Raw genomic sequence first — 12,136 nt, forward strand, 5'->3', positions numbered from 1 at the left:
AATTTTACATGAAACAACTTTACTTAATTTTCAGGAAATGGGTGGTGCTGCTACTTGTACTGATTTCGGCAAGTTCATTTGCCCAAACAACCGTTACCGGCGTGGTTCGTGACGAAGCCGGGCCGCTCCCCGGTGTATCTGTACTTATAAAGGGTACAACAACCGGCGTACAAACCAACGCCAGCGGTGCGTACAGCATCAAAGCGGCAAAAGGTACGGTGCTTAAATTTTCGTCTATAGGTTATGCAGTAAAAGAAGTTACTGTTGACGACAATTCTGTTATCAATGTAACCCTGGCTGCAGGCAACAATGAATTGAAAGAAGTTGTTGTGACCACCGCCTTTGGTATTAAAAGACAGGACAGGTCTGTTGGTTATGCTACAAGCACAGTTTCGGCCAAAGAAATTACCGAAGCCGGTAATACTAATTTTGGATCGGCTTTGTATGGTAAGGCAACGGGTGTACAAATTACTACAGCTCCGGGTGGGTCAAGCAGTGCCGTTAACATCCAGATCCGCGGTTTAAATTCCCTGAATTATCAGCAGCAACCCTTATTTGTTGTGGATGGTGTAATTATCAGGAGCGAGGGCCAATATGGTGCCACCGGACGTAATAATGGTGGTTTTTATGATGATCAGCGGATCAGGGGTAATGGTATATTGGATATAAATCCCCAGGATATTGAAAGTCTTACCGTTCTTAAAGGCGCTGCGGCATCTTCACTATACGGATCTGATGCCAATGCTGGTGTAATTGTGATCACCACTAAAAAAGGCACTAAAGGTAAGGGACCAACTGTTGATTTCAATTATATTGGAACTACGGAAAGAGCCGCTTTTTTACCACAGTATCAAAATGTTTATGGCCAGGGATATGACAGGGCAACTAATTTGGCGGTAGGTGCATCAGAGGATGGATCTTTCCCAGATTCAAAGTCACCGGCAGGCTGGAGACCGAACTTTAGAGCTTATGCTGATTTTGGTCCAAAAATGGAGGGGCAACAAGTACGTTGGTGGGATGGTTCAATCCAGTCCTATTCTCCGCAGCCTGATAACTACAAAAACATTTTCAGGAACGGCTTTAGCTCATCAGCTAACGTGGCGTTATCAAACCAAACAGATGATTACAATTACCGTATTTCTGCATCAAGATTGGATTATAACAGCATCCAAAGAGAATCTGATCAGAAAAAAAATACGTTTAGTTTAAACAGCGGCTTAAAATTAAGCAAACGCGTAAGTGTTGACCTTATAGCCAACTATGTAAATACCTTAACCCATAACAGGCCTTACCAAACAAACAGGCTGGCTCAATCATTTGACGGTTTTTTTGGCCGCCAGGAAAAAATGGACCTGGTATTGGATAAATATCAAACTTCGCAAGGTTATTCATGGGTGCCTTATAACCAAACTGCCCGTAACCCTGGCGAGGCATTTACTTTTAACGTGCGCCCTAACCTTTACGACTATTTTTTCACAACTTTAAAGAACACGTATGACGAAAATGAAAACCGTTTATACTCCAGTGCAACTTTAAATATCGATCTGCTAACACATTTAAAATTCAGAGGAAGGATAGGTCAGGATTATACAGGTCGTAACAGCGAGGAAAAAGATTACAATCAATATCCGGTTGCTTTTAATAATCCTGGCTCAAGTACCGGCGCGTACAGCGTGGGTACAGGGATTTACTCCATTGTTTATGGCGATGCCTTGTTAACCTATTCCAATACCGTTAAAGACTTTGGCTATTCATTGAGTGGTGGTTTTACTTCAAGATCTGAGCGTTATAAAGATGAAACATCAAGTACCGATCAAGGTTTAGTTTCTGAAAACTTCTTTTCGATAAGTAACTCCTATGGCATACAAAAAACAACCTACGCCAGGCAGTCGCTGTTAAAATATGGTTTCTTTGGTATATTGGATTTGTCATACAAAAACTATTTGTTTTTAGAAGGAACTTATCGCCAGGAATCAGCATCAACAGTGCCTCCGCAAAATAATCGTTATAACTATCCTTCCGTAAGTGGTAGCTTTGTATTTACCGATGCCTTTAAAGATAATTTACCGGCATTTATCAGCTATGGTAAAGTACGTGCATCATATGGTGTTGTAGGTAATCCAGCAGCCATTTACAGAGCCAACATTTTGTATGAACAAAGCTCTTTACAAACATTAAACGGCTCTGTTGCCCAGGTATCAATTCCTAATAGAAACTACGGTAATAATACGCTTCAACCAGAAATGAAGCATGAAAGTGAATTTGGTCTGGAAAGTAGGTTTTTTAATGACAGGGTAGGATTTGATTTTACTTACTATCAGAACAGAATTAAAAATCAAATATTAAACCTGCAGATAGCCCCTACAAATGGTCAATCGAGCCAAATTGTTAATGCTGGTGAAATTGGCAGCCATGGATTGGAACTAGGTATTAATGGCAGTCCTTTAGTTGGTGCCTTCAGATGGCAAACAAGATTGAATTTTTCTTTCAACCGCTCCAAAGCTTATTCGTTAAATGGAGTTTCACAAATTACTTATGTTAACGTTGAAGATAGCGGCATACAGCTTTTAGTAAAACCAGGCGAGGATATAGGTAATATTTATGTTCACCCGGTAGCTACAGACAGCAAGGGTAACAAGATGATTGATGATAACGGTTATTACATCATTGATAAATTATCGTACAAAAAAGCAGGTAACGTATTGCCAAAGGTTGTTGGTGGTTTTTCCAATACATTCGGGTATAAAAACTTCTCGCTTACGGTGTTAGCCGATTACCGTTTTGGTAGTAAGGTAATATCTACACCATTGAAATATGGCATAAGCAGTGGCATGTACCAGAGTACATTGAAATACAGGGATGCCGAGCACGGTGGTATATCATACTATGATGCGGGTAGCGGAAATTATATAGGTGTGCCCGCTTCAACCACTGCCGGTCCTGGAGGACAGAAAGTTTATCATGATGGTTTGATCCAGCCGGGAGTATTGGCTAACGGACAAGCTAACACTAAGATCATAGATGCGGCTTCGTATTACGAAAATGAATTTGCTGCGGGCAGCTCTGATGCATTGAACGAAGAAGGCGCCATTTTCAAAAATGATTACATCAAATTACGTGAAGTAACTTTTGGTTACACACTGCCAAAGTCTTTAACTAACAAGTTACACGTATCAAACATCAGATTTTCCTTAATAGGAAGAAACCTTTTATACTTCTACAGGACATTGAAAAACCTGGATCCTGAAACCTTAATTGGTAACCAGTGGTACAGCCAGGGTGTTGATAACGGCTCATTGCCGGCAACACGCAGTTTTGGTGCCTCATTAAACGTGACTTTCTAAATTATTAACATTTAAGTAATTAATGATGAAAAAAATATTCATACACATCAGCTATATACTTGTTCTTGCTGTTTCTTTCAGCTCTTGTAAAAAGAGCCTGACAGATCAGTATAACAATCCCGAACTTACATCAAAAGCCAGTTTGGCTACTCTTTTTACAGGCATATTAAATAATGACAGGGTAAGACCCGCTTATTGGAACCAACGTACCTATTTAATGCCACACGCGGCGGTTTATGCTCAAACGGCTTCATTTGATAACGTAAATACTGCTTATCAGCAAATTGACGGATATGTTGGCAATTATTGGTCAGATTTTTATTATCCTGCTGGTAATGGCAGCGGTCCAATGGCAATTTACCGTACGATGGAGAAGGCCTATGCTGCATTATCTCCGGCAGATCAGGCAAGCCAGGCTGTATTTTTACAGGCTGCTAAAATAGTAATGTATGATCAGGCTTCTAAAATGATCGATGCCTGGGGCGATATCCCTTTTACCGATGCAGGTAGCCTTGAAACATACAGCATTATCAAAGATCCGAAGTTTGATGATGCCAAAACAACTTATAATACGCTTATCAGTGGTCTTAATGATGCGGCAACATTTTTTAAGTCGGCTGTTTTGCCAGCTAATACTGCCGCTGCATTTAGCAAGCAGGATATTTTGTTAAGCGGCAGTACCGATCAGTGGAGAAGATATGCTAATTCTATCCGCTTACGTTTGTTAATGCGTATATCATTTGTTGATGAAGCAAATGCTAAAACAGCGGTAACAGCCATGCTGGCCAATAGTACCGAATATCCGTTAATAGACGGTGCAAATAGCGGTACTTATAACCCGGCAACTACCGATGTGTTATTACAACCTTTAACTAATTATACCAATACACCACGGAGCGCGTTAACAGAAATAGATAGCTATTTTGCACCGGACTATATGCTGAACACCGTAATGGCGCCAGCTAACGACCCTCGTTTACCGGTTATGTTTGATAAATTTGGTCAAACAACTGGTGGTGTTTTTGTTCCTAACCCTACCTACAAGGCTATGCCGATAACATTCACAAATGATCAGCAAACTACGCAGTACACTCAGTACGCTATTATCGACTCCGCTACATTTGTTGATAACGGTAAAATACCAGGTATCGCCATAACAGCCCCTGAGGTTAACTTTTTAAAGGCTGAGGCTTTTGAGCGTTGGGGATCAACAGGTGATGCGGAAGCCGCTTATAAAATAGCATTGCGACAATCCATATCTTTTTATTACTACTTAAACAGCATTAGCTCGAGCCCGAGGGCAAAAACAAGCCTTCCATCAGAAGCCGCGATAACCGCGTTTATAAATGCGACAAATGTTGCTTATACAGGTTCATCTGATGACAAAAAGGCTAAAATCTGGATTCAGAAATGGGTGAATTTTGGCTTGCTTCAGTCAGACGAGGCCTGGTCTGAGTATCGCCGCACCAAATATCCAAAATTGACAATTGTTCCGCAAACATTGAATCCTTATCAATTACCTCCAACCAGGTTAACATATCCAAGTGTTGAAACCGGCTTTAATACCAATTACAACACAGTAAAAGCCAAAGATACCCGCACAACAAAAATATTCTGGGATGTAAACTAATACAATGGTTGATTAAGGGGTGGCTCGCCATGGTGAGTACCTCTTTTTTACTGTTTTTTCTATAGCAAAGAGGCTGTATCATCAATCATGATCAGCCTCTTTTTTTGATTTATTCAGATAGTTAAGCGATGTATAGTTTTGGGTTGGATCTATTAACAAAAGTGGGTTTACATGGTTTATCATTAGTATTGACTGTTTATAGTCAATCAATTGTGTGTTTTTTAAAAAACATGTAAACCCACTTTTATATAAATATTAAGGGCTAAATTTCAATTCATAGGTGACACCAAGGGGAGCAATTTGATTGATGATACTGCTTCTTTATGCCACCTGAGGACATCCGATCAATTTTTTTGAATAGGCGTAACGCGAAACTCGGTTTTATAATTGTTTCTCAATATACCTATAAATTGAAATTGCCCGATCTTCTCTTCAGATAACAATTTAAAAAGGGCATCGGAGCTTTCAATGGCCACATCATTAAATGAAAATAAGATATCCCCGCTTTGGATCCCGGCTTTGTCAGCAGGACTTCCTTTCGCAACATCAGAAATAAACAAAGCTTGCCGATTAGCCACTTCGGCTATTGTCCGTAATTTGGGTACAATATCTATTTGCTGTAATACCAAACCCAGATAGGCTCTTCTAACTTTTCCAAAACGTATCAACTGACTGGCTATATCTTTTGCAGTATTGATGCTTATCGCAAAACATAATCCCTGGGCACCGTTTATGGTAGCCGTATTAACACCAATTACCTCTCCATCAGTATTGATGAGTGGGCCGCCTGAGTTTCCCGGATTTAATGCCGCGTCCGTCTGGATCATGCTGTCCATTAATCGCCCATTCTGGCTTTGGAGTGTACGGCCAAGAGCGCTTACAACTCCTGCGGTTACGGTATGTTGAAAACCCAATGGGTTCCCAATAGCTATAACCAGCTGCCCTATGGCCAATGCTTCTGAGTCGCCCATGTGAACGGGTATAAAATCCGGAGCCGAAATTTTTAGTATGGCCAGGTCCGTATCCTGATCCAGACCAACAAGGGTAGCTACATGCGTTGTACCATCATGCATCTTAACTTTAATAACCTCTGCCCGCTGCACCACATGGCTGTTGGTAAAAAGATACCCATCCGAAGAAAATAAAAAACCCGAACCCGAGCCAACGGGTTGTTCCCTGCCTTTTTCTTGTTTAAAAAGCTCAATTTTGACCACTGCTGTTTTAACTTTCTCTACAGCATTAATAATGGTCGAAGAATACTGATCCATACAAATCCTTTCAATAGTTGGCCCTCAATAAGCGAACCCATTGGAAAACACTGTAATAATTTCCGTATTTGGTGTAAAACCACGAAAGAAACATGCTGTTTTGTCATCAATTAGCTTTAAAAGAAAGTTGACTCATCGATCCCTTATCTTTTTCCTTAGCAGAAATATTTTCCATGATTTATTAATATTCTTATCCTGTGTACAACTTATTTAAATATTATTATATTAGCTCTGCCAATTAAAAGAAGTGTTATAAGGACAATTATTGTTCGGTTAAACCTATTGATAATTAAATATTTACCTGATAATTCCTGGTTGATAAAGTGCACTTATCAACTTTTATCAGAAACAGCAAGTATACACAGCACCCTCTTACTCCACCTCTGAGTATCAGGACGTGATATTATTTGTCCTTGCCCTGGCATCCCGGTATCGGGCATTGCCTATATCAGCCTTTTTATTGAATTAACCAATTAGTAAAAAATAAACTAAAACAATTGCCTATGGGAAAAATGAGCTAAAACGATTATTTATTATCAGAGAGGCTATTATATGTTGATCGCCTCCTGAAAGTATCTACACATCTTATTACACGCATTAATTATTAACTAATTAAAAAAGCTATGAAACACAATTTGGATAGAAACTATCCCCTGCTAAAAGTTTATAAAACTATTTTGTGCCAAGTATTAATAATGCTGATATGGGCACCGTTTTCCTATGCGGATGCTATTAATACCCGAAAAATACCACACAAAGCAATATCGTGGAGAAAAAATAACATAAATGCCCCTGTAAAAATTTCCGGTAATGTGAGTGATCAGGCCACAGGCGAGAAATTGATCGGCGTATCGGTCATGGTTAAAGGCACTAATAACGGTACTGTAACCGATGTTAATGGGCGCTTTACTATCACCGCCCCTGAAGATGGAATCCTGGTGATAACCTATATTGGCTATAACACTTTAGAAGTACCTGTTAATGGAAAAAGTGCCATCAATATTAAATTACAAGCCTCATCAAAAGGGCTTTCAGAGGTGGTAGTAGTGGGTTATGGCGTACAGAAAAAGGTAACTGTTACAGGAGCGGTAGCCGCTGTAAGAGGGGCCGAACTTGAAAAATCGCCCACGGTAAACTTATCAAATACGCTGGCCGGCCGTTTACCGGGGGTTACAGCCGTACAATCAAGTGGTGAGCCTGGGTATGACGGTTCTGCTATCCATATCCGCGGAACAAATAGCCTGGGTAACAGTGATGCGCTGGTTGTTATTGATGGTGTTCCAGACCGAGCCGGAGGTTTAGAACGGTTAAACTCTGCTGATGTGGAAAGCATATCGGTACTGAAAGATGCGTCTGCCGCTATTTATGGTTCAAGGGCGGCAAATGGTGTAATCCTGATCACCACCAAGCATGGTAAATCGGGCAAAACACAACTTTCATACGACTTTAACCAGGGTTGGGCACAGGCAACGGTAATACCCAAAATGGCCAATTCTGCAGAATATGCAACCATGCTCAATGAACTTACTTTATTTGGGAATGTAGATCCTTCAGAGTGGGGCGCCGCATGGACCGCTTTTCAACAAACAGGTAGTTACAAGCACCTGGACAAATCTAAAATAGTTCAGCCTGTCGATCTGCAAAAATACCGGGACGGTTCAGATCCGCTTGGTCATCCCAATACCGATTGGTTTGGAACTACCTTAAAAACATGGTCGCCTCAAAGTCGTCACAATCTTCAACTTAATGGCGGATCAGAAAATTTTAAATTTCTAACCTCCCTGGGTTATACTAATCAGGATGGCTATTATAAAAATTCTGCCACGGGCTATAAGCAGTACGATTTTCGTATAAACCTGGATGCCAAGGTAAATAAGTATATCAATACCAGTATCGGCGTAACGGCACGTGAGGAGGCCCGGAATTTCCCGACCCAAAGCGCGGGATCTATATTTCGGATGTTAATGCGAGGGAAACCAACAGAGCAGGAAGTTTGGCCTAACGGCTTACCCGGCCCGGATATCGAAAACGGCCAGAACCCTATTGTAATTACAACCAATAAAACAGGTTATGACAAAGATCGGAGAGACTATTTTCAAACCAACGGAAAGGTTGAGTTGCAGGTTCCCGGAGTAGAAGGCTTAAAGTTAACAGGTACGGCTTCTATTGATAAATATATCAAGCGGGAAAAGGTATGGTCAACACCATGGACATTATATTTCTGGGACCATAAATCATATGAAGAAGATGGCAAAACCCCAGTACTTACACCCAGTGTGCGTTCTACTTTTACCGATCCGCGGTTATCACAAAGTGATGAAAATAAGCTGAATGTTTTACTCGGTGGCTTTGCTAACTACGATCGTACTTTCGGCGATCACACCATTAACCTGATGGCTGCCGTAACAAGGGAAACGATAAGTGATGATTATTTTAGCGCCTATCGCCGTTATTTTCTTTCACCAGATGTTGACCAGTTATTTGCCGGCGGTGACGCGGAAAAAGATAATTCCGGTGGTGCTTATGACCGCGCCCGCTTAAGTTATTTTGGTAGGGCGGCCTATAACTATAAGCAAAAATACCTGGCCGAGTTTTTATGGCGTTACGATGGATCATATATATTCCCGGCAGCACACCGTTTTGGGTTTTTCCCAGGTTTTCTGTTAGGATATAATATTTCTCAGGAAAATTTCTGGAAAAGTAATTTTAAGGCCATCAATTACTTAAAGATAAGGGCCTCATACGGGCAAATGGGGGCAGAGCCATATTTCAATAACAACTTACAGGAAAATCAATATCTATCAACCTACGGCTTTGGAAGCTATATACTAAATAATCAGGTAACGAAGACATTATATGAGCTTCGGGTACCTAATCCTAATTTTACCTGGGAAGTAGCCAATAATTACGATATAGGTTTAGAAGGCGAGCTGCTTGAAGGCCGTATTAGTTTTGAGCTGGATTATTTCTACAACAAACGAACCAATATACTTTGGGCACGTCAGGGTTCGACACCTGCCAGTACGGGCATAAGTAATCTTTTACCTCCCGAAAATATAGGTAAGGTTAATAACAAAGGTTATGAGTTTAAAATAGGGTATAAAGGGAAGATCGGTGAGCTTAAATATAATGTGAGCATCAACGGTGGATATGCTAAAAACAAGATCATCTATCAGGATGAAGCGCCGGGTGTCCTTCCTTACCAACGTCAAACCGGAATGCCTATTGGGTCGCCGCTTTTGTATGTTGCCGATGGTGTGTTTAAAGATCAGGCCGAAATTAATGCCAATAAGTTAGATTACAGCGAAATGACACCTCAGCTTAAACCAGGTGACCTGAGATTCAAGGATGTTAATGGCGATGGTAAAATAAATGGTGATGACCGTAAAATAATGGATATGGGCATAACACCCAAGTTTACCGGTGGTTTTGCTATTAATCTGCAGTACAAAATGTTTGATCTGTCTATATTATTTCAAGGTGCAACAGGCGGTTATCTTCCTGTTGATACAGAATCCGGGGATATTGGTAATTATCTGCAGTTTACCTATGATCACCGCTGGACAGTTGATAAGCCAAGCAGTGTTGACCCGCGTATAGCTAACCGTGGCGATGCTTGGTACTCTTTGGGTAACAAAGCCAATACCTATTTCTTCAGAAGCACCAATTATCTCCGGTTAAAGAATGTGGAACTGGGTTATAATCTGCCTGGGCTGATAGCTCAAAAAATTGGGATGAGCAATTTACGAGTATATGTAAGTGGTCTTAACCTGATCACCTGGGATAAATTGCATATATGGGATCCGGAGTCGCTTTCTGGCAACGGGCAGTATTATCCGCAGTCAAGAATTTTAAACACAGGTGTCAGAGTAACCTTTTAATAACGAAAACCATGAAAAATTTAATCAAACCTATTTTAACTGTATTAATTGTTTCGGGCGCGTTACTTACCTCATGTAAGAAAGATTTTTTAAATACCAAGCCCTTAACAGAAGTGCGTTCTGAGGATACGTGGAAAAATGACAATCTTTCTGCCGCTTTTGTAAACGAAATTTATAATGGCTTAGGCAACGGTGGTTTCGATGAACAGGAGCTGGCCTCCCTGTCAGACGAAGCTGTATTTACACATCCGGGAAGAAATATAAATATCATCAACGAAGGTACTGTTGGGCCAAGCAATATTGGCTGGACAAACAATACCTACGAATGGGGAAGCATGTACAACCGCATCAGAACATGTAATGTGGCATTACAGAACCTGGTTAGCGCACCAATTAATCAATCGCTCAAAGAACGCCTTCAAGGGGAGGCACATTTTTTAAGAGCTTATTATTATCAACAGCTGGTGCGTTATTATGGCGGAGTACCACTCATTACCAAAGTATATAAGCTAAACGAAGCAGATTATTCGGCCGCGAGAAACAGTTATGCCGACTGTATTAAGTTTATTACCACCGATTGTGACAGCGCTATTACCCTGTTAACTGGTAAAACGATGGATGTCGGCAGGGCAACTGTGCCTGCTGCGCTGGCATTAAAATCACGTGTATTGTTATATGCCGCGAGTGATCTGCATGATATTCCTACTGCAAAAGCCAAATCTGCAGTGATTAGTGCTTACGCGCATCCTGAGCTTTTAGGTTATATAAGCGGCGACAGAACAGCCCGCTGGCAGGCAGCAAAAGACGCGGCCAAAGCGGTTTTAGATGCGGCAGGGACTGGATATAAGCTGGACTTAGGTTCACCGGTCTCGTTTAATGATGCCAAAACCAATTACATTTCTATAGCGATGGGGGGTGGCAGTAAAGCCTCTTTTGTTGACCGGGCGGCGGCATCTGAACTTATTTTTGCCCGGTATTTTGTTGCTGGTAAGGATGAAGGAGGTGAGAATGTAGGTTTAAATAATGGGCCCAATGGATATCATAACTGGGCTGGTAATACACCAGTTGAAAATTTAGTGAGCGATTATGAAAATATCGATGGAACTAAATTCGACTGGAGTAATCCGGCCAATAAAGCCGCGCCTTATAAAAACAGGGATCCACGGTTGTATGCTTCTATTTTGTTTGATGGTGCCGATTGGAAACCCCGTGATAAGATCTCTGGTAATGTTGACCCGGCTAATCAAATTCAAACCGGGAGCTACCAGGTAGGCTCAGGAACGTTGGCTGGTTTGGATACCCGTCAAAGCAGTATCGAAAACTGGAACGGCAGCTGGACAGGCTACTACATGCGCAAGTTTATTGATGTCGATCCTAACGTGGTGGATAATAACACTAAACAGTTTATTCCATGGCCGTTTTTTAGATATACAGAAGCGGTGTTTAACTATGCCGAAGCCTGTATTGAGTTAGGTGAGGATGCTGAAGCCCGGACCTGGCTCAACAAGATCCGTTTCCGCGCGGGGATGCCTGCCCTTACAGAATCGGGCGACGCGTTAAGGCAACGTTACCGCAATGAGCGTAGGGTAGAGATGGTTTATGAAGAACAGCGTTACCATGACGCCCGCCGCTGGATGATTGCGCCAACTACCCTGGGTCGAAAACTGGTCTTTATAACCATAACAGGCACCTTAAAGTCAGGTCAAACGGCCCCATCGCCTTATAAACACGATGAAACTATTTATAACTATACCTATACGCCTGTTATTGATAACAGTATCGAGAATAGGCAATGGTTAGATAAGATGTACTTTTTACCTATTAGTTTAACAGAGGTAAATAAGAACCTCAAGTTGGTCCAAAACCCAGGTTATAATTAAAAAAGGAGTAATTTTTAACTAAAATAATATACTCCGAAAGCCATGCCGTTATTAATGGCATGGCTTTCTTTTTTTAAGCAGGTTAACCCGTGTGCTTATTATACACAGCTAATATTAAGCTATAACTTATTGA

Annotated in this window: 5 protein-coding genes; 4 read left to right on the forward strand and 1 reads right to left on the reverse strand. The window is 41.2% G+C overall.

The window, feature by feature from the left end; all coding sequences use genetic code 11:
- Positions 1 to 8: 8 nt before the first annotated feature.
- Positions 9 to 3,344, forward strand: a complete 3,336-nt coding sequence (locus ACNURT_RS12330) for a SusC/RagA family TonB-linked outer membrane protein (RefSeq protein WP_419701995.1) — start codon at positions 9 to 11, stop codon at positions 3,342 to 3,344.
- A 25-nt stretch (positions 3,345 to 3,369) separates the two neighbouring features.
- The gene (locus ACNURT_RS12335) at positions 3,370 to 4,974 is read left to right on the forward strand and encodes a SusD/RagB family nutrient-binding outer membrane lipoprotein (RefSeq protein ID WP_419701996.1); all 1,605 of its coding nucleotides are present in this window, start codon (positions 3,370 to 3,372) and stop codon (positions 4,972 to 4,974) included.
- Positions 4,975 to 5,318: 344 nt separating this feature from the next.
- Here the strand turns inward: ACNURT_RS12335 and ACNURT_RS12340 are convergent, their stop codons facing one another.
- Positions 5,319 to 6,242, reverse strand: coding sequence for a S1C family serine protease (locus tag ACNURT_RS12340; protein WP_419701997.1), 924 nt, complete (start codon positions 6,240 to 6,242; stop codon positions 5,319 to 5,321).
- A gap of 623 nt (positions 6,243 to 6,865) precedes the next feature.
- Here ACNURT_RS12340 and ACNURT_RS12345 point away from each other — a divergent pair.
- Entirely contained in the window at positions 6,866 to 10,123 is a 3,258-nt protein-coding gene (locus ACNURT_RS12345) for a SusC/RagA family TonB-linked outer membrane protein (protein ID WP_419701998.1), read from the forward strand.
- Between the two features lie 11 nt (positions 10,124 to 10,134).
- Complete coding sequence (locus ACNURT_RS12350; protein ID WP_419701999.1) at positions 10,135 to 12,003, forward strand: RagB/SusD family nutrient uptake outer membrane protein; 1,869 nt, start codon at positions 10,135 to 10,137, stop codon at positions 12,001 to 12,003.
- The last annotated feature ends 133 nt before the right edge of the window (positions 12,004 to 12,136 follow it).

Source organism: Mucilaginibacter sp. NFX135 (genome assembly GCF_048565145.1).
GTDB lineage: Bacteria > Bacteroidota > Bacteroidia > Sphingobacteriales > Sphingobacteriaceae > Mucilaginibacter.